The sequence below is a fragment of the Natronorubrum thiooxidans genome, assembly GCF_900156475.1.
Lineage (GTDB): Archaea > Halobacteriota > Halobacteria > Halobacteriales > Natrialbaceae > Natronorubrum > Natronorubrum thiooxidans.
The window spans coordinates 97487-123632 of sequence record NZ_FTNR01000007.1; the positions used below are offsets into that span (position 1 = coordinate 97487).

A 26146-nucleotide genomic window follows, 5' to 3' on the forward strand; every position below is an offset into this window, starting at 1 on the left:
CGTTAGAGATACCCCAGATCCGAGAGTCGATCTTCCACAGCCGTGTCGTCGGTCGCACGGATCTGATCGGGCTCGTAGGCGGGGTACGCCGCTTCCGTCCCGCCGTCGATAACCGGCAGGGTCGTCCCGTCCATCTCGGTATCGACCGGCACGTCAAACAGCGTACAGATCGTCGGAGCGACGTCGAAGAGCGTCGCGCCCTCGAGTGTGGCTGATTCGTTGAATTCGCTGCCTGTGGCCGCGACGATGCCGGTTCGCTTGTGATTCCACGACTCCATCGGTTCGCCGAACTGCTCAACCCCGACGTCGGCGACGATTGCGTTATTGAACTCAGCAGGGACCGTCAGAATATCGGGCCCGTTGTCGATGTGTGGGCCATCGAAGTACGTCTCCCGCGGTTCGACTGCTTCGAACACGGGTTCGCCGTCGGGAGTCCGAACCGCCGAGAGCTGGTCGATCAGCTCCGCACGGACGTCCTCGTACTCGGATTCGGGAACCTGTCCGTTCGGCTCCCGGCCCTCGAGGTTGATCCGGACGCCCAGTTCGCTTTTCGATCGGATGTACGCCTTCGATTCCGGGAAGTCGACCTGTTCGCTTGCGGCTCGAATCATGTCGTTTGGCACGCGCTTGCCGATCGGCTCTTTCAGACCCACCGTCTCGAGAGCGCTTGCAACTCGTTGGGTTGTGAGTCCGACTTTCGCGGCCACGCTCATCACCCGCTCGAGGGCACTTTCGTCGTGTTTGCCGGCGTCTTCGCCCTCGAGGAGGTCGTTTTCCCACGCTTTCGACCAGGTCGGCATTCCCTCGCCACCGCTTTTGGCCTCGAGCAGGCCCTGCTCCCGAAAGAACTCGTTGACCCGAAACTCCGTGCCGGTCACTTTCCCCATTCCGTGGTCGCTGACGACCAAGATGTTGTCCGGATCGGTCGCCTCGATCGTTTCCGCGAGTTGTCGGTCGACAGCGCGGTAGACGGCTTCGATCGCCTCCTTGTCGCCCGGCCGTTCGTGGAACACGGTATCGGTCTGCTGGAACTGGAGGAAGCCAAAGCCGGGATCGACTCGCCGACAGAGGTAGCGAAACGCCGTCCCGCGGCGATCGATCGTCTGCTCGTAGCCCTCGATCGATCGGTCGGGTGCGTCGGTGCTCTGCGGGTAGACGTGATAGTCGCCACAGGCCAGTTTGACGTCCTCGAGGATCCCGTCGGGGTGACAGGTCGGGTCTTCCGGCGCGGTCATACCGGGAATCAGGGCCCCGTCGAACTCCCGTGGTGGATGGGTGACAGGAACGTTGACGACGACACTCGAGATCCCATGTTCGCTCAGGAACTCCCAGACTGGGCGTTCCCGAACGTGTGTCGAGTTGACGACGTCCCAGTCGTAGCCGTCGAACGAGAGGAAATCGAAGACGCCGTGTTTGCCCGGGTTCTTGCCCGTGTACAGCGACGGCCACGCGCTTCCCGTCCATGGGGGGATCTGTGACTCGAGATCGCCGCTGGTTCCGGTCTCGAACAGCCGCCGTAGGGTCGGTATTTCGTCCGCCTCGAACAGTGGCTCGAGAATCGAACGGCAGCCCGCGTCGAGCCCAACAACGAGGAGGCGAAGGTCGGTTTCGTCAGTCGAATCTCTCATAGTCGCCTACCACAGCCTACCCCGATTTTGTTATTCGACTGTTTTCTCCTGTAGGCTCGGACTGCGTTCATGACACCGGATCGTGTGAGTAACCGGATCTGGTGTGTAAGCAACCCCTGTCTGTGACCGTCCCAGCAGTATCTTCCCAATCACTATACTCGCTGTTCGTCTACCCACCGACGGAACCTGTGTTAATTGTCAGCAATTATATAGAGGTGGACGCAGATGATCAGTGAACATCCATCGTTCTCTGCTCGGTTCCTGTCCGAGTCACAGCCGTTACACATCACCTCGTTCCTCGAGCGCTTTTCGGCCGATTTCTCCTTTTATGGGTCCGGGAAGGCTGCTCTGTCCGATGGCCTTGCCGGGCTCGTCGACCCCGGCGAGAACGTTCTCGTTCCCGCGTACCTTCCCGATGCGGTCGTCGAGCCCCTGTTCGATCTCGGCCTCGAAGCCCGATATTATCGGATTCAGGAAAACCTCGCACCGGATCTCGCCGATGTCGAACGCCGACTCGATGACGAGACGGTCGCGGTCATGTCGGTCAACTACTTTGGGTTTCCACAACCAGGTCTGGCGGAGTTCATGTCGCTCGTCGACGAGTACGAGTGCTATCACATCGCCGACAACGCTCACTCTCCGCTCAGTGTCGACAACGGAACGTTACTCGGGACCCGTGGCGATCTCGGCGTGACGAGTCTCTGGAAACTGCTACCGATTCCCGACGGTGCGATTCTCTACTGTAACGATGACGCTGTCGCCGAGCGGCTCGATCCGTCGTCGTTCGCCGGTGTTCGTGAGCAGTTCGGGACCGACGACTGTCTGTTCGTTCTCAAATCGATCATCGCGAGCCTGCTCGAGACCAACGAGACGATCAGGCGATCGGTCGACGACTTCGTTGCCAGTCGAGGTCCATCGATCTCGGTTCCAAGTCCCAGTGCCCGATACGAGGCTGGCAAAACGCCGATGTCGAAGCTCTCGGCATACGTCGTCGAACATACTGACCCACAGATGATTCGAGACGCCCGTCGCGAAAACTACTTCGCGTGGCAACGTATCGTCGAGCCTCGTTCCGACGTCGAAGTCCTCTACGAATCGCTTCCCGAGGGGATCTGTCCACAGGTCTTCCCGCTTCGAACCAGTATCCCACAACGGGTACTCGAGGACCTCGAACGCTGTGGCGTCGACGGTGCTCACACCTGGCCGCGACTCTCGAGTACTGTCTTCGAGAACCCGGAGTACGACCGTGCGACGACGTTGTCTCGAGAAATCCTCGTGTTGCCCGTCCACCAGCATATCGACCCGTCGGCGATCGAGGACGTCGGCGATCGCTTGCCCTGGTAACGTCTTACTCGGTGCGTACCAGTGTCTCCAGCTTCGACCGGACGTCCTCATCGAGCGTGTACGTTCGCTCAGTTGGTCGAGCGAGGACGCCTTCGGTCCGTAACTCTGACAGGAGTCCCTGGACTGCAACCGTCGACCGGTTGACTTCGTCGGCGACGGCTGCAGACTCGAGGGCCCCGTCTCGAGCCAGCACGGCGAGTGCGTTCCGTGCCGTCGCCACGGTACACTGTGATTGTTCTGTTGCGCGCACGAGTCGGTCGTCGATCCACTCACCATCGAACCACTCCTCGTGAGTTGTCGACTCCGTCGTGGCGCTTGACACCCCGTCGTCAGTGTCCGTGCTTGCCGTCTCCTCGACCGGCGTGTAGCCGAACTCGATATCATCGCCGCCGGCCTGAATGATCGTCGACTCTGACGTCGATGGTGTCCCTGACTCCTGCGTCGTCTCGAGTTCGCCGACTCGATCACGCAACCGCTCGTTTTCCTCGCGCAGCCGTTCCATCGCGTCCGTTCGCGACGCGAGTTTTGTCTCGAGCGTCTCGATTTGCTCGTCTCTGTCGACGAGTTCGGACTCGAGTTCGTCTCGCTCGGTCTCGAGGGCGTGGATTTCGTCGTGAAGCCGCCGTCGCTCGTCCTCGTCTTCCGGGAGCTGTGTCTGGACAGTCTCCGGTCGCGTTAGCGCATCCGCCATCTGTTTGGCCGCACTCGAGACGTCCCGTGCCGACTCGAGTTCGGTCTCGAGTGTCTCGATGCGTTTGTCCTTTTTCTCGAGTTCGTTCTCGAGTTCGAGGATTCGATCCTCTTCGCGTTGCTTTCGCTCCGAGATATCCTGCAGGTCGCCGACGAGGGCATCGGAGACGGACTTCAGTTCGGGGCGCTCGAAGTCGTCGAGTCCAGGCGTTGCGCCGGCGTCGAAGGTCCGCTTGCGGCGGAACTGGACCTTCCGTACGTCGACTTCGGTCCAGTCGGTCTGGACGAACGCCTGTCCGTCGTTGAGTTCTGAGACGAGTTCCGAGTACTCGGTGTCGATGATTCGCCCGACGACTTTGGTGTCGTTGTCCCAGGTTAGCCGATGCCAGACGAGCCAGTTCGCCTGCGTGATGAAATCCTTCTTGACGTCGGCCGGGCGCTGGCTGATGCCGAGGATACCGAGGCCGTGCTTGCGCCCGCGCTTGCTGATCTTGATCAGCAGGTTCCCCGTCTCGCCGACGCCACCGCCTTCCGGAATGTACTCGTGGACCTCCTCGACGACCAGCAGGAAGGGCTTTTTCAGCTTCTTCTCTTTGACGAACAGCTGGCGGGCGATCTTCCGGAGGAGTTCATCCGCCACGTCCTCGTCGAGATACCCCGAGACGTCGAGGATCACCGGGACGTTCTCCTCGAGTGCCAGCGAGGCCATCTGTTCGGCGTGTTCCGGCCCGATCTGGATATCACACTCCTCGTCGGCTCCGGCGTGGAGCATCTCGTACTCCTCTTTGAGCCCGTAGTACTCGCCGTCGGTGTCGACAATCAACAGCGGGAAGCCGGCCTCGAGTAACTCCTCGGCGATGACCGACGCCGTGTTCGACTTTCCAGAACCCGACTTGCCGGTGACGAACCCGCGGCCAGTCAGCAGTTCGACGACGGGAAGATGCAAGTTCTGTCTATCGGCCGTCTCGCCGACGAGAATCTCACGTTGGTCGCTCACCGCCCCATCACCGCCGACGCCTGCGACGCGTTCATATATCTTATACTCCGAACACTCTCCCTTGAATATTGGCCTCGCATGGCTGTTCCATGCGTGTAATCTGTGCGGGATGTTCGCTTGGCTGTTCCTCGCCAAACAGTTTACACTTTGTACACGGTGTAGGATGTTGATACTGTCTGAACATCACCAACTATTCGTCGTCATCCCATCCGACTGCTACTCGACACTGTGTACACATTTTAGACCGTGCACACTGTTCCACGAACACTCACAGTCAGTTGCGACGACACCTAAGGCTCGAGTGTGGATCAATCGTGACTGAATTCCGGACCACGAACTGCCCGAACGCTCTCTACAGCTCACACAGTGCACACTTTGTAAACAGTCTATAATTTGTACACCGTGTGAACTTTTTATACTTCCTCGACTGAACTGTTCAACACAGAACTGCGTTGTATGCGCCCAGAGGCGGTTCAGACACTATTCCCAAAACAAAGTTTACACGGTGTAGATCAACCCAATAGGCACACAGTGCAGACTGTGTAGAATGTGTAGACAGTCTTCCGCTACTGTTAAGTCCGATTACTTGAATGATAGGCGTGTTACCCGCCACGGTAGACTGAACCGCTCTCAACCGGACATCGTACAATGTTTCCACCGTATACACGCTGTTCGCCGCTTGCGCATCGGAACCGGTCTGATCAGTCGGGTAGTCGCTCGAGTTTGGTGCTGTCCAAACGGTTTACACTCTCTAGACTGTCCACACATTCCACACGGTGTACACTGTGTCGACGGCTCTTCCGTTCGACACCGCTTGGTCCATACTCGCCTCGGCGGTATTCACTTGAACGGTGTACACAGTCTACACTGTGTCGACCGTCTCGACCTCGAGAACGGTGTTCGGTGTCCGACCACTCCTCTCCGGCTACGCGGTTGCTGTGGCGACTGCGGTGTTCTTACAAATGACAACACAGACTCCACGCGCCGTCAGCGTCGCCCTGCAGAAAGGCGGCGTCGGCAAAACGACGATCGCGATCAATCTCGCTGAACGACTCGCCAACCGAGACAACGACGTCTTGCTCGTCGACTTAGATCAGCAGGGCAACGCCACCGAAGGCGTCGGACTGAGCGCGGCCTACACGAGCGACGTCCACCTCGGCGACGTCTTGGAAGACGGCTCGGAGACGACCCTCAAGGACGTGATCCGTTCGACCGATTCCTTCGACGTGTTGCCGGCCCACGAAGATCTGGATAGCGTCGAGAACAGCATTCGAAGCGCGACCTTCGGCGAGTTGTGGATCAGAAACGAGATCGTCGACCCAGTGCTGGGTGACGAGTACGACTACGTCGTCGTCGACTCGCCGCCGAATCTCGGCCCGCTCGCCGACGCCTCGCTGATCTCGACCCAGAACGTCATCGTCCCGTTGCGGATGAGCGAGCCCAGCGTGAGCGGGTTCGAACGCATGTATACCCAGCAGATCGGCCCGATCCGCAATGAGATCGACCTCGATATCCTCGCGATCGTGCCGAACTCGCTCGCCGGCGACAACGAGGAAAAGCGGATCATCGGCGATCTCGAGGAGTCTCAGTTCGGTGAACTGCTCCCGTCGTTTGCGCAGTCGGACCACTTCGATGATCCTGATTCGCCCGGCCCTGGCCTCCGCGAGCGAATCGCGTTCAAACGGGCGTGGCGCGAGGGCGTCCCGCTCGCCGAGTACGATCCGGACAACGACATGCTCGAGCGCCTGGACGAACTGGCGGCGATCGTCGAACGCGGAGGTGTCGACGATGCCTGAGGACAACCGGTTTGCCGGACTCAGTGAGGCTGTCGACGAGGACGACTCCGATGACAGCACCGGTGGCGAGTCGGCAACCGACGACGTGGACACTGCTGTCGACTCGAGCGACCAGTCGGGTTCGACGGAGGTCGACTACGATTCGGATAGGGACGAGACGGTGACCGAGTCCGAGCCGTCGCCCGACAGCACCGACACCGAACCGGCCGAATCCGACGATCCGACCGCGTTTCCGTTCGACGCGACCGAAAAGAAGACGGTGTACGTCCGCCCCGAGACGGTCGCGGAGGTAGAAGACGTGCGGGCGCTGGTCGACGCACAGTTGCGAACCGACCACGACGTTCGGGATCTAACTGGGCGGGAGTTCTACGACGCGGTCTTCCAGCTCGCGGCGTCGGATACGGACGGGCTGATTGAGGAACTGCTCGAGGCCCGCGAGGAGTAGCACCCTCGCGTCACTCGTCGTCGCTGCTGTCGGTTCCGTCGGTCGTCTCGACCGTCTGCTCGCGGATCGTCATCCCTTTGCGACCGAGATGCTGGAGCTGTTTCCGGGCGAAATCCTCCTCACGCGTGCCGTAGGTCGCGAGCACGTACACCAGCGCGCCGCCGGCAGGCCGCATCGTTCGACCGGCTCGCTGGGTTCCCTGCCGTCGCGAGCCGCCGAGGCCGGAGGCGATGATCGCGAGGTCGGCCGTCGGCAAGTCGATCCCCTCGTCGCCGACGCGGGAGATGACCAGCAGGTCGCGTTCGTTTCGTCGAAACTCCTCGAGGAGCCGCCGTCGCTCGTGGTGTGGCGTCTCGCCGCTGAGGAAGGGCACGTCGAGTGCGGCCGCGATGTCGCGGCCCTGCTCGAGATAGTCAACGAAGACGATCGCTTTCGAGTCTGGGTGAGCCGAGAGCAGATACCGGACGTCGTCGATCTTCTCTCTGTTTTTGGCTGCGATTCGGTACTTCTCGCGGCCGTCGGCGGAGACGTAGGCGTTTTGCTGTTCATCGTCACCCCACGGCACGTAGCGGATCTCGAGTTCCGGTTCGGCGACGAAGCCGGCCTCGAACAGCGCCTCCCAGTCGGTGCCGATCGGCGGGCCGACGAGCGTGAAAATCTCGGTCTGGCGGTCGTCCTCTCGGATCGGACTGGCCGAGAGCCCGAGTCGATGGCGGGACTGCAGGTGCGTGCTCCGACGGTAGACGTCCGAGGGGACGTGCTGGCACTCGTCGAAGACGACGAGCCCCCACTCGCGGTCGTCGAACAGCGATCGGTGTCTGTCCATGCCCGCGATCTGGTAGGTCGCGATCGTGACCGGGCGGACCTCTTTTCGGCCCCCGTGGTACTGCCCGATCTGGGCGGGCTCGAGGGAGGTATACTCCGCGATCGACTCGGCCCACTGGCGGGCGAGATCCCGGCTCGGGACGAGCACGAGCGTTTCGCCGCCAACGTGGGCCATTGCCCCCATCGCCGCGATCGTTTTGCCGCTGCCCGGTGGGCCGACAAACACGCCCTCTCCCGCATCAGCGAAGCGATCGACCCACGTCTGCTGGTACTCACGCAGTTGCACCGCGAGCTCGATCGGCAGCTCCTCGCCGGTCTCGAGCGCTCGCTGATCTTGGACCGGATAGCCCGCCTCGTAGAGGATGCGCTTGATCGCCGCTTCCGAACCCTCCTGTACCCAGTCTTCGGTTTCGGAGATCGGCGCGTGAACGTGTTCCTCGTCGAGTTTCTGCCGGGCAACGTTCCCCATGACCTCCGGCGTTTCGGCCTCGAGGATCGTGTAACCGTCCTCGTGGGTCACCAGCCGGAACTGGTGGGCGCGATCCCACTGGCTCTCGACCCACTCCTCGAGCGCATCGGATCGCTGGCCAAGCGCTTGGCGCATCGTTCGGGCGAGTTCCGCGAAGCTGTCGTGAGGGGCCTGCCAGATGTCCTCCGGGCGGACGACGTACCGATAGCCATCCTCTCCGTTTCCGTCTGCGAGGTGGGCGAACTGTGAGAGTTGTGCCCGTGTGAACTGCTCCGGTCGGTCGACGATGATCTCGCGCCGTTTCGGAAAGACGACCACGCGCTCCCGGTCGGTCAGGTCCTCGAGTTCGCTCGGATACCAGACGACAGGGTCCGTCTCGACGGACAGTCGCTCGACCTCGCCGTGATTTGCGAGTTCCTCGAGTGCGTCGCTGGCCGTTTCGTGGGGGATCTCGAGGGAGTGTGCAACGGATGCAGCGGTGAGCACGGGCCGTCCAGCCTGTTGGCACGCGTCGTGGAACGTCGCGAGCGTCAGGTGGTCCGGTTGCTGCTCACTCTCTGTCCTGTCCGCTGTTGTCTCACCCTCGACTGCCACACTGGTCTCCTGCTGGTCGTTATCAGTCACGTCCGGGGAACGTTCGTCGGTCACTGGCCGACCTAACGGCGGTGGGGGTAAACCGATTTCGTTCATCGGGAGCCGGCAATCGGATTGCGGTCGCAACCGCCGTGTTTGGGAACGAGAACATAGAGCTGATGCGATAATTTATACGATAGCACGCGCCCAAGCCGGGCATGGTTCACCTCGAGTGGGAGATCGATCGACGGGAGGGCGTCACGTTCATTTCGGCGACCGTACGCAACACGCACACGACACCACAGACCGTCCGTCTCGAGAGTCGACTCGATGGGGAAACGTGGGCTCCCCGACGCGGCGGTGACACGGTTCGCGAGTGGAACGGCGACGTCTGGACGGGGGTCGTCGACCCGGGACGCTGTCGCGGCGTGGGCTTTGCGACGCCGGCAGCGCCGGTGGAGCCGCCAGTCGAACTCGTCGACGCCTGTCGGGCATCGGATGCCACCGGGTCCCAATCAGCGAGCGTGCTTCGGTCCCTCGAGGCGTGGCAACCGACCAGAGACGTCCTGCCACGGATGCCATGATCGTCGCCGTCACCGGTGGCAAAGGTGGTGTCGGCAAGTCGATGGTGTCGCTGAACCTCGCTCGAGAACTCGATGCAGTCGTCGTCGACGCCGACCTTACGACTCCTGACGTCCCTCGCAGTGGCGGACCGAATCTGCACGATATTCTGGCCGGGCGTGCGGAGCCACTGGACGGACTCGTGCGAATCGGTTCCGTGCGCGTCCTCCCTGCAGGTCGAACGCTCGCCGGCGCACGCGCGGCCAAGCTGACGGCGTTTTCCAGAACCGTCGACCGGATCGAACGCCAGTGTGGACACGTCGTTGTCGACTGTCCCGCAGGGCTGGCTCGCGATGTCGGCACTGCACTCGACAGCGCACACGTTGCGGTGCTCGTCACCACGCCGACCGAGTCGGCGGTGGTCGATGCACTTCGGACGCGTCAGGTCGCACTCGACCTCGAGACACCTATCGCAGCGGTCGTCCTCAACAGAACCACGACCGCCGACAGCGAGGGACTTACCGATCGACTCGAGCGCCATCTCACCGCGCCGACGATCTCGATCGAGGAACTGTCGGTCGTTACCGAGGCACAAAGACAGTGGCGTCCTGTTCGAGAGATCGACCCGGCGTGTCCGGCCGTCGATGCCTTCGAAACGGTCGCGCAGGCGGTCGACCGCTGTGAGCAACGACGCTAGTCTCACGTTGTCTCCGGGTTCGGTTCAATCGCCATCGGCCTCGAGTCACCGAACGCGAGTTCGACTGTCTTCGTCCCCGCGCTATCGGCCCGAAACTTCCGTATGGACAGTTCGTATTCAATGGCCGTTCCAGAGTCCGCCGTGGCCGGTTGGAGATCGAAGACGGCATCGACGGCATGGATCGTCGCTGTCCGATTATTCGGTGGCTCCGGCGCTGTCAAACAGTGTAACACGGCGATACTCTCGTTCTCGACCATTCGTTCTTTGAGACTGTTCAAAAACGAGACGTACGTCGACCGATCGTGTCGCTCGAGTTCGGCGATCGGATCGACGATCAGGGTCGCACCGTCTGGCAGTTTCTCGAGCAGTTCCGTCGCGTTCTTGAGTGTGTCTTTCCCTTCGACAGACCGAATCGTCGGAGTACCGGTCTCTACCGTTGTCGATGCAATCGCTCGCCGGACGTTCGCCACCGATCGCTCGGTCGAGAGATACAGCGTCCCCCGGGGAGCGGTCATCTGATACAGCAACTGCTCCGATTGGCTCGCCGGTGGGGCCGAAAGCGCGACCACTGTCCCCGGTGCCAGCCCACCACCGAGGTTGTGATCGAGCGTCGAGATTCCTGTCTGACATAACGCGTCGTCGTACTCCGGTGGCGTTCGATTTGTCGCGTTTCGTGTCTGTAGCGTCTCGATAATATCTCCATACGCTTGCTGTGTGGACTCGTCGGTCAACGGCGTCTCCGTCTCGGGAACCAGCCCCAGTACCGGGACGTCGATCCACGAGTCGACCGCTTCTGGAACCGTCTCACACCGGTTCAGTACGGCTCCGAGTATCGGTGCCTCGAGTCGGCGAGCCATCTCGATCGTCGTCTCTGCGGCACTGATGCTGCGTTCGGTGGCGGTCGTCACGACGATCACGCCGTCTGCTGCCGACAGCGGCTCGACGACGTCCGGGCCTGCACCCGACGGACAGTCGACGAACGGCTGGACCGTCTCGGTATCGAGCGTCTCGAGGACCGACTCGATCGCGCCTCGCTCCGACGGCATCGGTGCCGGTACGATCCCAGCGTTCGAGGCGCGAGGGCTCTGGTGGGCGATCGACTGGAGTTCGGTTGTTCTTTCCGTGGTCGACGCTTCGCTTGCAGTCGGTCGATCGGCCGACTCGAGTGCCGCAAGCGTCGGTTCGCGGTCGACTCCCGCTGTGACGTGGAGATTTGGGAGTTGTCGATCGGCGTCGATGGCGACCGACGCCATCCCCGTCCGGGCGAACGCCTCGGTGAGACCGATCGTCGTTACCGTCTTGCCACAGCCACCTTTCGATCCGGCGATAGCGATCATATCGATACTGGTTCGCCTTCCTTTTTGAACCTCGGTATCAGCGGGCGTCCGCGGCAACTGTACGAATTTACTCTATACGCTCACGATCGTCACGTGGTACGCCCCGGTTTCGGGATGGCGGGTGAGCCAGTCGACGTCGCTTGCAACGTCGTCGGCCGTGGGGCCGGGCGAACAGAGCTCTCGAGTCCGACCACCGCGATCGAGGGAACCGCTACACGCCCGTGAGCCATCGACGGCCACTTCGATAGTAATCGGATAGCGCAGTGCGCTCGTATCCGATTCGTCGTCCGGAAAGAGTTCGATGTCGACCGACTGCGAATCGTCTGCCATCACCGTTGCCGTCGTCTCTCGGATTTGCGGATCTGTGCCGTGGTTTGCGTGGCGCGTTCCTGAGAACACGAATCGCAGTTCACTCCCTGGATCCGCGGTGTGTGTGATCGAGACGTCCGTCGCGTACGAATCTCTGGAACTGCCGTCTGCAGGGGCAGCGCCGCGCGCTGACACCGCAAGCACTGATCCCGTCTCGACGCGCACCGATCTGACGGCCAGCTCGCCGTTCGCCGGTTGCCACTCGCCGCGGTTCTCGGCGGCGCCAATGACATCGTCGAGAAACTCCCCGCCGACGTCTCGCCGGTCGCTCTGGCGGGCGTAGCCATACTCTGCCTCGAGTGACGCGCCGTGAGCGATCCTCTCGAGGCGGTCGTCTCCCAGCACGGGGACGAACGTTCCATAGGCGAGACTCGAGTGTGTCGTCCCGTGTTCGTTTCGCAACGAGATGGTGGTTCGCTCGAGTTTGACTTCGTCGGCGTCGTGGTCGTACGACGCACTGGCGTCGTGTACACTTCCTGTCGTCCGTTCGATCGCGTTCGCAGCCTGGTTTGCGTCCGGTGGCGGCCCCGTGGGAAAACTGAGTACTACCCCAGCGACGGCAATACTGACGAGAGCGACAGCCAACCAGACGGACCACGCATCGACGGGAGCCTCCCAATCCATGGGTCCAGTGGTCGCGCTTTCGTATGTAAACCCCGTGGTGAGACTGGTTCTCGGCCGCGATTCATACGGTCTGCTGTACCGATTTACCACCGATCACCAGCATCGGAATCGGTGATCGGTGGTAACTGACTACAGCAGTCCGTATCAGAGAAGCACGCCGATCCCACCAACAGTTACGACGTACAACACCATCGCGGAGACGAGCGCTCGGCCGACGTGATAGCCGATGAGCGCCCGATCCACGCCGTGTCGGAGTGCGATCGAAAGCGGCAGCAAAATGAAACACAGCATGACGAGGTAGACGCCGACCACGATCGCGAGCGATTCGGTAGGGAAGACTGCTGCATCGACTGCACTCGAGGTAAACAGCGCCTCATTTGACATCATCGCAGCCATTCCCACGGTCGCTCCGGCGACCAGCGGCGCAAAGTACGCAGCCGTGTTGTCGAGTGTCCCCGTGACGTTTGCCAGACTTCGTCTGGTTTCAGCTTCAACGTCGGCCAACTCCTCTAAGTGGTCGGCCATCGACACGATCGCGCGGCCGGCAGGTTTCCCTTCGTCCGCTGCGATCGCAAGCAGTGCAGCCGTCCCTCGAGTGCGAGGGCTGGGAATGTCTCGTAGCGCGCCGTACCGGCCGAGAAAGGCTTCCTCGACGCCGACGTGAAGCCGCTGTTGGACGCCAGCAGCGTGTTCGAAGACGGCACCCGTTTCGCCGGGAACGCGTTCTGCCGCGAGTTCGACCGCCGATTCGACGGATTCGCCCTCGGCGACCTGCCGGCCGACAATATACAACGCGTCAGTAAGGTGTGCTTCGACGTCACGGACGTGGTGTCGTACGGAAAGGATCGGGCTGTAGACGGCGAGTAGCGCAACGCCGATCCCGAATCCGACGGTGACGACTGCTGCGAGATGGGGAGGGCCGAACGCGACTGTCGCAGTGTAGCTCCCACCGCCGGCGAGCAAGCCCCACAGTGCACGGGTCCAGAGTCGATCGGGAACATCGGGGTGATCGTGACCGATCTTCGGCGGTGGAAACGCGACCGGACGGCGAACGAGCAACCAGCCGCTCGCGACGACAAGACAGCCCGGTAAAACGACGTTGTACAGCAGGACGATGATCCAGATGTTGACCGAGAATCCGACCATTGGGACGGTTGGCACGAGCGCAATAAGCGCGAGCGGTATCATGATCCCGAACGCGAAGAGGCCGTTCGTGGGTGCCTGGATCGACGACCTAAATGCTGCCATCTGACTCCGCGTGCCGTTGAGGACGGCTGCGAGCGCCCGGTCGAGCGTCCGCGCCCGTTCCGCCTCGGGAGCTTCCTGTGCCGTTGCGAGCAGGTGTGACGACCGCCGAAGCGCTGGAAACCACTCGGCCCACTCCGCTGCAAACGAAAGCAGTCCCGTCTCCGGCGTTCCCATCGCCCGGTCGGTATGCGCAGCGAGGCTGTCCGCTAGCGGGCCAGTTCCGGTGTCGGCCGCAAATCGGACGGCGCTCTCGAGTGCCGGCTGGACCTGCATGCGAAGGACCGCTCGACCGATGAGATTCGGCGTCGCGCCGAGCGCTTCGGTTCGGCGAAACGCCGCCTGGACGTGTGGCAACGAGTGCACGGTGTGGATCGCTGTCAGGGGTGTGACGAGCACAAAAAACAACACGAACGGGAGCGGTGCTGCAGTTTGCACTAATAGGACTGGGACGAACGCGGCGACGATTCCGGAACCGTACCCCGCCCGAACGATCGTCTCGGCGTCGTGTGGCGAGTCGACGAACGAGAGCGCGTCCACCAGCTCGTCGTTATCGACGTCGACGGCGTACGGATAGAGCGCGGCGAGGCCCCGTACGACAGCGGAGAGTGACAGCCCCATCATCGACGATTACCCATCCTCGAGTCGGCACTCGACACCGGCTGTGGCCACTTCTCGAGGACTCGTCCGGCCGTCGTCAGCAAGCGTTTCGATCTGTGCCGTCCGCTCGCCGATCGCCCTCCGAACGTCGGCGTACGTCTCGGTCGGTCCAGCGAGCTGATTTACGACCCGGCTCTCTCCGCGGTCGATTCGGCCGGTTGAAACGGCTCGCGTTCCCTTGAGTTCGTACAGCGATTCGAACCAGATCCCGTCGCCATCGGTGATGACCTCTTCGATCCTGGCAAGCCGTCGGCTTCGACCGTTCGCCGTTCGATGTGCCTGTACCGTGACGACCAGGTCCGTCGTCCCGAACGAGGAGGGATCGACTCCGAGGTCGGAGACGACGCGTTCGTAGACCTCGTCGGCCCCATCACCGTGGATCGTCCCGAGTACCGCGTTCGCGTTGGCACCGACTCGCATCGCTTCGTACAGCACCTGTGCTTCCTCGCCTCTAATCTCGCCAACGACGAGTGCGCCATCGCCCAGTCGAAGCGCCGTCTTGAGCGCTTCGTTGGGCGTGATCTCGGGTCCCTCCCCACTCCCGGTTCGGAGGGCCTGTACGTCCCGGCCGACTGATTGGAGCGCCTCGACCGGGAGTTCGGGGGTGTCCTCGATCAGTACGGTTCTGGTATCCGGCGTGAGTTCGTACAGCAGTGTTCCGAGCAGCGTTGTTTTTCCCGAGCCGCGGGTTCCGGCGATCAGTGCAGCGGCGTTTCGCTCGACGGCAACAGAGAGAAACGCCGCCACATCTGCCGGCATGGTTCCGTTCGCGACGAGTCCAGGCAGCGTGAACCGATCGTCCGCTCGCTCACGAAAAGCGAAGGCGACGCCGTCGGCGACTGGATCAGTGACGCCGGCGACTCGGATTCCGACACCGTTCTCGAGGACTGCCGTGGCATCGACCGTCGGATTCGCTCGCGAGAACGCGCGCCCGCTGGTCCGGCGGACGCGGGAGGCGAGTGCCTGTGCACCGTCCTGGGTCAGAAAGACGTTCGTCGCCATCGATTCGCCGTCGACGACGACACGAACCGGATTCCGTGCAACCGGCGACGTGACGTAGACGTCAGTCAGCCGTGGATCTGCGAACAAATCCTCGAGAATTCCATAGCCCGCCGTATGCTTGCTGAGAACGTCGGTGAGCAGTGGGTCGGCCGGTTCGTCGGTCACCTGCTCGAGTGCTCGCGATGCGACACGGTCGCCCTCGACAGTTCCTTCGGCGATTGCCTCGTAGCCATCGACGAGGTGTGTCCGTTCTGCGCTCGTCAGCGAGAGATCGATGACGTCGAGCATATAGCGTGGCACACCACCGTGTCTCGTGTATATGCGGGCGTCGCTTCCCGTCTCGAGTGATCGAACGTCCCTGAGCCGAGCACCGTCGTCGATCGACGGCTCGAGACGGTAGTGGCCGATCGTGAGCCCAACGGTCGGCGAAAACGCGTCTTCGTAGCTATCGATCGTCCTCGCAACACGTGTAAGCCCAGCGTCGATACCAATATCAGCCACTGGACCGACTCGCGTGTCCACCTCGTCGGCGACCCCGAGTGGATCACCCAGCGCTGCCGTCGCCAGCCGGTCGTTTCGATCGCCGAGCCGTTCGACGAACCGGCCGGCCGAACCGAGAAGCTCAACGCCAGAACCGCGGTACTGCTGTTCGAGACCGGTGTTTCGAACGACGATCCGACTCGCATCACGGTCCGCCAACGCGTCGACGACGGTTCGACGACACGCAGTCGACGTCGCCAACTGGCCGTCGCAATCGCTCGCATCGAGGACGAGCGTTTCCTCGTCGAACGAAACGTGGCACGAACACGCGCCTGACGATTCGTCCTTACGGCCGAACCGATCAATACTGCTGGCGAGCAACCCACCCACGCCGGTCCGCTCGAAGACCGATCGAAGCCCGCTTGGCGTCCCGTCCTGCGTCATGGCGACACTGGTCGCGTATTCCGATATAAACTCACGGGTGCCTCGCGACGACAACGGGTTCGCCGTCCATATCTGAGTGTAACGTGAGCACGAGCTGGAGCTCACCGGGTCCATCAAACTCGATCGGCTCGGTTTTCGCTGGATCGAGCCAGACGATCCGTTCGTCAATAACTGCCTCTCGTGTCGTCCCGTCCTCGAGGACGTATCGTGCATGGCTGAAACTGCCGTTTTCGTGGGGTACAATCTCGAACTGGTCGACAGCGGTGGTCGTCAACGACTGGGCTGGTAACGTTACCTCGACGACCCGCTGTGGATCGGGATGACCCGCTGGCGAGCGCTCTTCAGTTGCCACGGCCGTTGCTGCGTCGTCGACGGCTGCAATACTCGAGTCGACCGTCCGTTCGGTGTTCATCGTCGCGCCCCGATCGAGTGCGGGCATGGCGACTGCCAGCATCGCAATCGCCAGCATAACCGCAAGCACGTATCGAATCACGGGAGTTTGGATCGAAGCGAGGCCAGCAGCCCCGTTCTCGAGTCGGCTGATTTATCGGCTGTCGGCGATTCGGGTGTTTTCCTGTTGCTGTTCGGCTCGTCTGCCTCCGAGAGAATATTCGTGGCCGTCTGTTCTACGGTCGCCGAGTTGTTCGCCTCGGCTGATCCGTTGTCTGCTTCGAGTGCTGTCGTCCCATCGTGGTCGATCTGATCGGTGACCGGCTGGATCGATTCGTTCCCGTCTCCCTGGATCAATTCGTCCCCGTCTTCTTGGGTCGATTCAGACCACGCGAATTCGGCTTCGGCCTCGACCCCGGACGTAGAGTTCTTGGGATGTGCATCGGTGAGACATCGCTCGAGTTCGGCGAGTCGATACTCGAGTCGGTCGACGGTGGCCACGGCCGCGTTGGCCTGTCGTTCAACGGCGTCGTTGACCGATGCGACGTTGCCGGCGAAACCATTGAGGGCATCGAGTTTTGCCTCGAGGGCAGCGATTCGACGATCGTGAGCATCGATGCGTGACTCGAGTCGGTCGATGTCGTCGGCGAGCGTGGCCACCTCGTCGAGCTCGTCGATCGCAGTGTCGCCGTCGACGACGACGCGCTCGACGGCGGTGAGTCGCTGTTCGAACCGGTCCCTGCTGGGCATGGGCCGTCTGGTCGCGGCTTCGTATTTAAACCTATATTTCGACATTGCTCGCTCGCGGACTGTTGCCACCGTGTGGTGTTTCACGTGTGCGGATCTGTACCGCGTGGACTGTCTCCGTCGCGTCGTCGATCACGACGACCTCCCCCGGTGTCTCTGGCAACCGATCGGTATCGGCAAGCGAGCCGTTCATGTACGTCGGCTGAGCCGCTACAAGCGCCTCGAGGTCCGTCTGGGCGGTTAGCCGATGAGCGAGCAAGAGATCCGACTGGGAGAGACAGAGTGCGGGGACGGCACTCGGTCGCTGTGTCGCAGCGACGAGACTCACACCGGGTGCACGGCCACGCGTCAGAATGCGCTCGAGTGCGGGTTCGGCGACTCCCGAAAAGAAGGTATGGGCCTCGTCGAGCAACAGCCACGGCAGGCGCTCGATCGTCTCGGTGACGCGTGCTCGATACAGCGCTTCGGCCACCCCACGACAGACCGCGTTCATCGGCGCGCTCTCGAGTCCGGAGACGTCGATGATCGTGACCTCCGGACCGGCGAGGTCTGTTGCCTCGAGACCTGTCGCGTCGAAGACGTCCCACGACTCCGCGAGATGAAGATGGTTACGTGCAGCACGTTTGTCGATCTGTGGGGCGTCAGTGCCATCGATATGGGCACGCATTTCGGCTATAGTCGACGTCTTCTGTGCGGCCTGCCAAACCAGTCCTCCAGCACCGCGTTCGGGTGAGAGTCCGAGTAGTCCACACCACGACTGTGGGTCGAGCGCAGTTGGCTTGACGGCCGGATCGTCGATCACTGTCGCTGGAATTTTATTATCACGTTCCGTGTCGGTGTTCGTCTCCGCGAGAGTTTCGAAGGCCCCCATTGGATCGACGATGACCGGTGCGAGGCCATTCGTTTTGGCGAGTTCTTCCGCGAAGACACCCATCGTATAGGACTTTCCGTAGCCGCGTTTTCCGACGATCGTCACCGCGTGTGGGCCATCGAGGTCACAATAGAGAACTGCGCCGCTGGTGCCATCCAGCGCACGGTAGCTTCCAAGATGGCCGACAGGTCCACGGTCTCTGTCGCCGTCGCGGCCGAGTACGAAACTCACGGTCGCCACTCGTTTCGGCTTGCTACTTGAACGTTCGTTCCAGGGTTTAAGAGAGAAGGCGAGCCCAAGCGGGGCATGGCTTCGAAACGAACGATAGCAGCCGATTCCAGTACGGAAGCGCGTTCACGGGTCTCCTTTATTCGGGACGACCGTGCGATCGAGGGATTACCGATCCGGTTGGTGATTGCGCTTGTCGTTGGCGTCGCGGCGCTGGCATTGATGTTGAATATGCTCGGCGGCATCGGTGACGTCGGTGATACGGAGGTCACCGTCCGGATCGATGACGGCGAACTCATCGAGGCGGACCAGGGCGGCGTGGACGGTGAAGTCGTGGTTTCCGTCATCGACGAGAACGGGAATAACGTCGAAGACGCGACCATCATTGCAACGGCGGGCTCCGCTCAGTTAGACGGCGTTGTTCAGGCGAAAACGGGTCAATCACCGGGTTCGCTCTCGAAGAGCTACAAGCTTAAGGACAACCAGGCAGTCCTCAATTTCGACGGCGATCAGAGTCTCCGTGCCGATCAGGACATCGGCACGATCGAAGTCGAGGTTATCCCGCCGTCGGACAGCAACTACATCGACGAGCAGCCCAATCCCGAAATCCGGGTCGCATCGGATTTCTGATGATCGATTCCGATCCTGAACACAGGTGGCTGACTCGAGCGCCCTGGGAGTGCAATGTGGGGACTCGATCCCGACTGAGAGCTCAGTTATGAGTTTCTTGTTCATCACTCCTGACGAGATCGTTCTGGGACTATCGGTTGGGTTGCTGCTCGGACTCCCGCTCGCTGGGCTCGTCGGCTGTGGCCGCGTCGTCGTCGGACAGACGACGACCGACACCGTTCTCGGTGCGGTCGTCAGCGTGAGCGCAGTCGGCGTCGCCGGAATCACCGCAGCTTCGATGGAGCTGATCCAGCTGACGACGGCACAGCTTCCACGGCTATCGATCGGCTCCGGCGTCGTCTTCGCCCTCGCGTTGTACGCCGATAGCTACGGCGCTCGGCTGGCCGACGAGTTGCCGCGGGCGACCGCACAGCCGACTGTCCGAACGCAACCCCTCGCTGCCGATGCGATCGATGCTGTCGACGCCGCTGGCCAGGTAACGATCCGCTCCGTAGGCAGTGTTCGTGACCATGAGGGATATCCACCGCTCGGTCCGTCGCTTCGAACGACGCTCGAGGACGGACGGTGGCGACTGCCGGCTGACCTGTCGCGTTCGGAACTCGAGACGCGACTCGAGGATCGGCTTCGAACGACCCATGACCTTGCGGCCATCGACGTCGCTATCGACGGTCGCGGCCGAGCAACGATCACTGCGGCCCCGCCGATAAACGATCTCGCAGCGGATGTTCCTTCGGGATGGCGGGCCGTCTCGGTCCAGACGCTCGTTCCGGCAGGGATCGATTCTGGTGATGAGGTTCTCGTTTCGACAGCCACGACGACGATTCGTGGAAGGGTTCTTCGGGTGGCTGTCGACGAGGCTGTGCCGCACGAGGATCGGCCGGCAACGGCACCCGATATTGAAGAAACGGTTCTCATTGCGGTTCCGACGCCGGAAACGTCTGTTCTTCTCGAGGCAGATGCAGTTCGGCTCGTCGTCACCCCGACACAGATGCGTCACGAGTTCGACGCGATTTCGCTGCTCGAACGAGGCGGCGCGACGATTCGACGGACGACAATCACAGCATCCGTTCGGGATGTCATTGTCGACGATGCTGTCGATGTCGACGCGATCGCAGTTCGACCGGTGGACGATGACGCCCGTACTGCTCGGCAGACATGGACGTTCGAACCGTCTACCGACATACTCGAGATCGGTGACGATGCGTTTCTCGTCGGTACCGACCGCACAGCCGTGGACTCGATTGATCGCAAGCAGTCGGCTCCTGAGGTGAGCTACTGAATGGGAGACGCCATACCGACGCTGGCCGTCGAGGTGCAACAGATGGCCACGCTCGCTACGCTGGATCTAACACTCGAATGGACTCGAGTGGCCACCCTCGGAATTCCCGGATACGGGCTGCTTGCGGGTCTCGTTACTACGGTACTCGCGTTTGGCTATCGCGCCAGAACAGCCCAAAATCTGGCCCGTGGTCCGGCGATCATTGCTGGACTTGCGGTTCCGCTCGTCTGGCTTTGCATCGAGCTGTGGCAAGACGGGGTAATCGTCGCCGACTCGCCGCTTGCCCACTACACAACTGGCATCTATTTGCTCGGTGTGGTAGCTACCGGCGCTATCCTTTCGACAGGTGGTCACCGACTCGGTGATCACCTCGCATGCGGCGTCTTCGGAGTTTCTGGACTCGATGCATCCGGACCGATCGCAGACCGTATTCGCTTGGCCGGGATCGCAGTCGTTCTAACGCTTCCGGAGACGATCGACGATGCAGATGGGTATCCACCGATCGATGACGACAGCAAACGAAGGCTCGAGGGACGGACAGTACTGCTCCCACAGGAACTCTCGCCAGCCGAACGCCGATCGCGGCTTCGACGGCGACTGGAGGACGATTTCGGTATCGGCTACGTTGCTACCGAGTTCGCTGCCGACGGCACCATCACGTCGCTTACAGTCGGTGCGCAGCCAACCGGTCTCAGTGCGAGGCTGCCACCGGACCGTGTTGCCGTCGCAGTTCGGGCCGCGTTCCCTCCGCGTGTAAGCACCGGTGATCCAGTCGAAGTCTGGACGACCGATTCCGACTCGAGTCGACTCGTGGCGACGGGGACGTTCCGTTCCAGTTCGGGTTCAGTCGCGACGCTCATCGTCGACGAAGACGACGCCGCTGTGTTCACCCTCGAGACACGGTACCGGCTGACGGTTCACCAGGAGTTGCCATCTGACGGCAGCGAACTCGCAGCAGCAATTCGGGCCGCAGACGAAACGATTACACTGGCGACGGTTGTGTCGAACGGACCACTCGAAAGCGAATTCGTCGGGTGGGTCCCGGGTACTGTTCTCGCCATCGAACGTGGCGAGTGCGTGATTACGCGTCCAGAAGACGGAGAACCGTTGCAGGCAGGCGATACACTGTACGTCTTCGGTACTCCGGAAATACTCTGTCGACTGCGCCACCGGATGCACACCGACCCGACGGTGTCCGATATATAATAATACCTGTGTTGGTAAAAGAACACTATCTTTGACGTGACCGATACGAATCCCTCGCCGTTCGAAAATGGACCGTGAGAATGGATCGTGAGGCTTGTCGAAACCGCCAGATTACGTGATCAGCAGATAGTATTGGATAAAATATAGTTATACTAAACTACCAGTATAATAAACTGTACACTGAATTTTTCTTGGCGTCGATGAGCATCGCTATAGAGCTGCTATTACTACTATACACTGTCTAATAGAAATATTTGATGTGGAATGTCGGTGTACTGTCTTCGTCTCTATAATTAATCACCAGCTTATTTATCGTATTACAAATACTACATTTTGGCTTATGAAAATTTTACAAAATGTGTGGTAACCGAACTACTACTGAGCTACTCAGCAATGATTTACGTGGGTATCACTGTAAACCAGCATGGACATCGTTTCAGTTACGATCGGCGTTGTCCTCGTCAGGTAACAGGTGTTCGCTTCGAAGTGCTTTTTATGTATGGAACAGTACACAAAACTATGACTACTCACAACCGCGCCTCGGAGTCGGAGAAGCCGTGTTGTAAAACTGGACGGATCGCAGATAAATACAATCTTTCGACCCTCAATGACGATCTCATCGCGTACTGGACTGGAGACACTACTGAACAGTACAGTACTCGTGAACTCGCAACGTACGTAAACCAGCGCGTCCTCGAGTCCGCACTCGAGACGGCAGGTGTCTCCGTCAAGGAAGGTGAGATCGAAAACACGTATCGCTTGCTCACCGACGACGACGTCAGCAGCGGGACACGGGTTCAGACTCGGACCGAACTCGAACGCGATGGCGTCCCGATCGAACAGGTCGAATCGGATTTCGTTTCCCACCAAACGGTCTACAACCACCTGACTGACTGCCTCGAGACCTCACTTGCGACGCCAAGCGACGAGGAACGACTGGAGCGAAGCGCTGAGAAACTCGGTGCGCTCCAGAACCGAACTGCTGCGGTGACGGAAGATACCGTTGCCCAACTCGAACGGAACGGGATTCTCGAAATCGGTGAACACAGCGTGACCGTCTCGATTACAGTGACGTGTCAGGAGTGTTTTCAGGAGTACACTATCCGTGACCTCCTCGAAGAGCAGGCCTGTGACTGTTACAACTCGAGCACAGCTGAACAGTAATCCTGAGTTGTGGACGTCCTGATAGTTTCGCCGTCGTTCTGCATTTGGAACTGGAGTGGTAATACCTATCTGTTGGGAGCCAAAACAGCGGTATATGGAACATCGTTTAGACACAAAGAACCGAGACGTCCCAGACGAAGCAACGCTTGAAGTGAATAATATCGGTGGGATCGATGAGACCACGGTGTCGTTCCGACAGGGGGTGACAGTGCTCTCCGGTCGAAATGCGACGAACCGGACCTCACTGTTACAAGCAATCATGGCTGCACTCGGCAGCAATCAGGTGAGTCTCAAAGCCGACGCGACGGAAGGCAGTGCCGTCCTCGAGTTCGGCGATGAAACCTATCGACGGACGCTCACACGTCGAAGCGGCACGATTGCCACGGACGGAGAGCCGTACCTCGAGGACCCGGAACTTGCCGATCTGTTTGCCTTCCTCCTCGAGTCGAACGAGGCACGACAGGCCGTCGCTCGCGGCGACGACCTCCGCGAACTGATCATGCGCCCGGTCGATACCGCCGCAATCAAATCGGAGATCGAACAATACGAACAGCGAAAGCGCAACCTCGACGACCAGCTTGCAGAACTCGACGACCTCGAAGGGCGTCTCCCCGACCTCGAGGCAAAGCGGACACGCGTCACTGACGAAATCGAGACGCTACAAGCAGAACTCGAGACGGCCCAAAACAAACTCGAAGAGACGAACGTTGACGTCGAAGAGCGCCGAGAGGAACAGTCCGAACTCGAGGCAAAGCTCGACGACGTCCGTGAGACGCGATCCGAGATCGAACACACCCGAAACCGAATCGAGACCGAACGCGCGAGCATCGAGGCTCTCGAGGAAGAGCAAGACGAAGTTCAGGACACACTCGAGTCGCTCTCGACGGGTGATGAGACGGAGATCGGACGTCTTGAGGCGGAGATTGAGACCCTTCAGGCCGAAAAGGCTGACCTCTCCGAAGAGATCTCCCAGTTACAGAGCACCATCCAGTTCAACGAACAGCTCCTCGAGGAGCCGGATTCGTTCCTCGCAGAGACGAACGAGACCGATGACGGCCCCCTGACGGACCAGTTGCTCGGCGATTCGGAGACGGTCACGTGCTGGACCTGTGGATCGTCAGTTGCTCGAGACCAGATCGAAACGACGATCGAACAGCTCCGAACCGCACGACAGGAGCGACTCGAGGAGCGCTCCGAGATCAGTGCCGACCTTAACGATCGGCGGGAGACGCTGTCGAACATCAACGAAAACCGCACCGAGTACCAACAGACACAGCGGCGTCTCGAGTCGATCGCCGACGAGATCGACCGTCGAAGCGATCGAATCGAAGAGTTGACCGAGGAGCGTGAGGCACTCGCCGACGAAATCGACGAACTCGAAGCCGAGATCGAAGCTCTCGAAACCGAAGAGTACAGCGGCGTGCTCGACCAGCACAAGGAGGTCAACCAACTCGAGTTCGAACTCGAGCGCAAAGAGCGCGAGCGTGACGAGATTGAAGACGAGATCGCCGAGACCGAAGATCGTCTCGACGGTCGCGAGGGACTTGAGGCCCGCCGGGAGGACGTCACTGACGAACTGACGGCGCTTCGCACTCGAATCGACCAGATCGAGGCCAACGCGGTCGAGGCGTTCAACGAGCACATGGAAAACCTCCTCGAGACACTCCAGTACGAGAATCTCGATCGGATCTGGATCGATCGGACTACCCGTGAGGTTCGTGAGGGTCGCCGGAAAGTCTCGAAATCGTCGTTCGATCTCAAAATCGTGCGAAGCACCGACGACGGTGCGGCCTACGAGGACACGATCGACCACCTGAGTGAGAGCGAACGGGAAGTGACTGGGCTCGTATTCGCACTGGCCGGATACCTCGTTCACGACGTCTACGAGACGGTTCCGGTTATGCTCCTTGACTCGCTCGAGGCGATCGATGCTGAACGGATCGCAACGCTTGTCGAGTACTTCGAGTCGTATGTTCCGTATCTCGTCGTGGCGTTGTTAGAAGAGGACGCACAGGCAGTCGAAGGAGGCCACGGTGTAATCACGGATATCTAACCACCGTCACGAGTGTGATGCGGACATTCCGTTCTGAGCGATGGATTACAGGGGTATGCTTGTAATAGCGTGTCGGCTATCGTCGAGTCCGGCTGGCAGCCCTCTTGTGCCAACTGGCGTAAATCTCACATCAATCGTACAGCTGTCGTGCGATCAGTAGTCTCTCGGCTGTCAGCAGTGACGAACGTCGGTGCTCAGTTTTGATGAAAGATATTCCGACTTTCCCGGAAAAATTCTGTGAGGAATGATGCGAGTTTCGTCTCGAAACGAGCGAGAACGAGACACAGTTATCGAGGATATCTAATAAATAATCCCGTGCCGGTCCTGGATCGTGGTTTCTCTTTCATCATTGACTACACTGAATAAGAGGATATTACTATAATATAATCACTTGAAGGTGATTCGACTCTGCCGGAACTGAATTCATTTAGTAGAGGTATGTTAACAGTCCACAAGTAAGTGTGAATATCTGCCTTCTGGACTTCTTCGGTATCTTATCCACGTTTCGAGTGATGGATAACCGGAAAACTGTACTGAATATGTATCTCGGATTTCACCCAAATTCGAAAATGTATCCGGCGGAGTCGAAACCTTTCTGTAGCTTGCGGTTGTGGGTCCAATCATGGGAGGGAAATCCAACAGGTCGGTCGAACGGGCCTTCACGCTCGTCGACGAACTCGCAGAAAACGGTGGTGGGGGCGTTTCAGAACTCGCCGAACGGCTCGATATGCCCGTCAGTACCGTTCACGACTACTTGCAGGCACTCATCACAACGGGATACGTGACGAAAGATGACAAGGAATACCAGACGACGACACGGTTTCTCGAGGTCGGCCACCGGCAGCGACATCGGTTAGAGGTGTTCAAAGCCGTTCGTGACGAACTCGAGGACGTCGCTGTGGAGACCGGTGAACACGCAACCCTGCTTATCGAAGAAGCCGATCAGGCGGTGATCCTTGCGGTTCAGGAAGGGCCGGACGCCGTCAATCTTTTTGCGTATCCTGGTGCTCGGATGCCACTGCACGCGACCGCGCCAGGAAAGGCGATGCTCGCATACATGCCCAACGAGCGAGTCGATGCGATCATCGACCGACACGGTCTCGTTGCAGTGACGTCTCGAACGATCACCGATGCCGACGTCCTGTTCGAGCAACTCGAGTCCGTTCGCCAACAGGGGTATGCGATCGACGAGGGAGAACGCATCGCGGGCATGGTTTGTATCGCAGCGCCGATCCTCGATAAGAGCGATCAGATTCGCGGGTCGATCTGTGTCTGTGGGCCACAGAGTCGGATCGACGAGACACGTCGCGACGAGATCGCAGACGTCGTCAAGCGGGCCGCAAACGTTACGCAGGTGAACCTGGACTACGTGTAGGATACTCGACTCGGTTT

21 protein-coding genes are annotated in these 26146 nt (G+C 60.4%); 11 read left to right on the forward strand and 10 right to left on the reverse strand.

From position 1 onward, the window contains the following. Nucleotides 1-2: 2 nt before the first annotated feature. A complete protein-coding gene (locus BW940_RS11090; RefSeq protein ID WP_076609279.1) occupies nucleotides 3-1628 on the reverse strand; it encodes an alkaline phosphatase family protein in 1626 nt (541 codons plus the stop codon). Nucleotides 1629-1853: 225 nt separating this feature from the next. Here BW940_RS11090 and BW940_RS11095 point away from each other — a divergent pair, with 225 nt between their 5' ends. Beyond that, nucleotides 1854-2972 (forward strand): DegT/DnrJ/EryC1/StrS family aminotransferase, encoded by a 1119-nt coding sequence (locus BW940_RS11095; RefSeq protein WP_076609280.1) that lies wholly within the window; start codon nucleotides 1854-1856, stop codon nucleotides 2970-2972. Between the two features lie 4 nt (nucleotides 2973-2976). Here BW940_RS11095 and BW940_RS11100 read toward each other — a convergent pair whose 3' ends face one another. Next, nucleotides 2977-4659: an ATP-binding protein gene (locus tag BW940_RS11100; RefSeq protein ID WP_173834879.1), complete on the reverse strand. Its 1683-nt coding sequence runs from the start codon at nucleotides 4657-4659 to the stop codon at nucleotides 2977-2979. A gap of 962 nt (nucleotides 4660-5621) precedes the next feature. Here BW940_RS11100 and BW940_RS11105 point away from each other — a divergent pair. Both BW940_RS11105 and BW940_RS11110 read left to right on the forward strand, forming a co-directional pair. Next, nucleotides 5622-6455 (forward strand): ParA family protein, encoded by an 834-nt coding sequence (locus BW940_RS11105; RefSeq protein WP_076609395.1) that lies wholly within the window; start codon nucleotides 5622-5624, stop codon nucleotides 6453-6455. Continuing rightward, nucleotides 6448-6900 carry a hypothetical protein gene (locus BW940_RS11110; protein WP_076609281.1) on the forward strand — a complete coding sequence of 151 codons (453 nt, stop codon included), beginning with the start codon at nucleotides 6448-6450 and terminating at the stop codon, nucleotides 6898-6900. The genes BW940_RS11105 and BW940_RS11110 overlap by 8 nt, the downstream gene beginning before the upstream one ends. 10 nt (nucleotides 6901-6910) lie before the next feature. On the opposite strand, the gene BW940_RS11115 is transcribed toward BW940_RS11110, so the two are convergent. After that, complete coding sequence (locus tag BW940_RS11115) at nucleotides 6911-8842, reverse strand: DEAD/DEAH box helicase (protein WP_076609282.1); 1932 nt, start codon at nucleotides 8840-8842, stop codon at nucleotides 6911-6913. 143 nt (nucleotides 8843-8985) lie between these two features. Here BW940_RS11115 and BW940_RS11120 point away from each other — a divergent pair, with 143 nt between their 5' ends. Then, nucleotides 8986-9351 carry a DUF7857 domain-containing protein gene (locus tag BW940_RS11120; protein WP_076609283.1) on the forward strand — a complete coding sequence of 122 codons (366 nt, stop codon included), beginning with the start codon at nucleotides 8986-8988 and terminating at the stop codon, nucleotides 9349-9351. Beyond that, complete coding sequence (locus BW940_RS11125; RefSeq protein WP_076609284.1) at nucleotides 9348-10025, forward strand: MinD/ParA family ATP-binding protein; 678 nt, start codon at nucleotides 9348-9350, stop codon at nucleotides 10023-10025. The genes BW940_RS11120 and BW940_RS11125 overlap by 4 nt, the downstream gene beginning before the upstream one ends. Before the next feature lie 2 nt (nucleotides 10026-10027). Here BW940_RS11125 and BW940_RS11130 read toward each other — a convergent pair whose 3' ends face one another. From BW940_RS11130 to BW940_RS11160, 7 genes are all read right to left on the reverse strand, one after another. Continuing rightward, entirely contained in the window at nucleotides 10028-11362 is a 1335-nt protein-coding gene (locus BW940_RS11130; protein ID WP_076609285.1) for a DUF7125 family protein, read from the reverse strand. A 72-nt stretch (nucleotides 11363-11434) separates the two neighbouring features. After that, nucleotides 11435-12355: a DUF7283 family protein gene (locus BW940_RS11135; RefSeq protein WP_076609286.1), complete on the reverse strand. Its 921-nt coding sequence runs from the start codon at nucleotides 12353-12355 to the stop codon at nucleotides 11435-11437. A 144-nt stretch (nucleotides 12356-12499) separates the two neighbouring features. Beyond that, complete coding sequence (locus tag BW940_RS11140) at nucleotides 12500-14224, reverse strand: secretion system protein (RefSeq protein WP_173834880.1); 1725 nt, start codon at nucleotides 14222-14224, stop codon at nucleotides 12500-12502. Between the two features lie 6 nt (nucleotides 14225-14230). Continuing rightward, a complete protein-coding gene (locus tag BW940_RS11145; protein ID WP_076609287.1) occupies nucleotides 14231-16186 on the reverse strand; it encodes a type II/IV secretion system ATPase subunit in 1956 nt (651 codons plus the stop codon). Between the two features lie 31 nt (nucleotides 16187-16217). Then, nucleotides 16218-16679, reverse strand: a complete 462-nt coding sequence (locus BW940_RS11150) for a DUF7311 family protein (protein ID WP_076609288.1) — start codon at nucleotides 16677-16679, stop codon at nucleotides 16218-16220. After that, a complete protein-coding gene (locus tag BW940_RS11155) occupies nucleotides 16676-17326 on the reverse strand; it encodes a DUF7310 family coiled-coil domain-containing protein (RefSeq protein WP_076609289.1) in 651 nt (216 codons plus the stop codon). Before BW940_RS11155 ends, BW940_RS11150 begins: the two co-directional genes overlap by 4 nt. Before the next feature lie 31 nt (nucleotides 17327-17357). Next, nucleotides 17358-18425: an ATP-binding protein gene (locus BW940_RS11160; protein ID WP_076609397.1), complete on the reverse strand. Its 1068-nt coding sequence runs from the start codon at nucleotides 18423-18425 to the stop codon at nucleotides 17358-17360. Nucleotides 18426-18500: 75 nt separating this feature from the next. On the opposite strand from BW940_RS11160, the gene BW940_RS11165 reads away from it, so the two are divergent. The 6 genes from BW940_RS11165 to BW940_RS11190 all read left to right on the forward strand — a co-directional run bounded on the left by BW940_RS11165 (nucleotide 18501) and on the right by BW940_RS11190 (nucleotide 26129). After that, nucleotides 18501-19052: a DUF7382 domain-containing protein gene (locus tag BW940_RS11165; RefSeq protein ID WP_076609290.1), complete on the forward strand. Its 552-nt coding sequence runs from the start codon at nucleotides 18501-18503 to the stop codon at nucleotides 19050-19052. Nucleotides 19053-19140: 88 nt separating this feature from the next. Further along, on the forward strand, nucleotides 19141-20331 hold the full coding sequence (locus BW940_RS11170) for a hypothetical protein (protein ID WP_076609291.1): 1191 nt from the start codon (nucleotides 19141-19143) through the stop codon (nucleotides 20329-20331). Continuing rightward, entirely contained in the window at nucleotides 20332-21537 is a 1206-nt protein-coding gene (locus BW940_RS11175; protein WP_235847794.1) for a TrkA C-terminal domain-containing protein, read from the forward strand. Between the two features lie 519 nt (nucleotides 21538-22056). Next, nucleotides 22057-22701, forward strand: coding sequence for a rod-determining factor RdfA (rdfA, locus tag BW940_RS11180; RefSeq protein ID WP_076609292.1), 645 nt, complete (start codon nucleotides 22057-22059; stop codon nucleotides 22699-22701). Between the two features lie 94 nt (nucleotides 22702-22795). Further along, complete coding sequence (locus BW940_RS11185; RefSeq protein ID WP_076609293.1) at nucleotides 22796-24754, forward strand: archaea-specific SMC-related protein; 1959 nt, start codon at nucleotides 22796-22798, stop codon at nucleotides 24752-24754. Between the two features lie 622 nt (nucleotides 24755-25376). Next, nucleotides 25377-26129 (forward strand): IclR family transcriptional regulator, encoded by a 753-nt coding sequence (locus BW940_RS11190; RefSeq protein WP_076609294.1) that lies wholly within the window; start codon nucleotides 25377-25379, stop codon nucleotides 26127-26129. The last annotated feature ends 17 nt before the right edge of the window (nucleotides 26130-26146 follow it).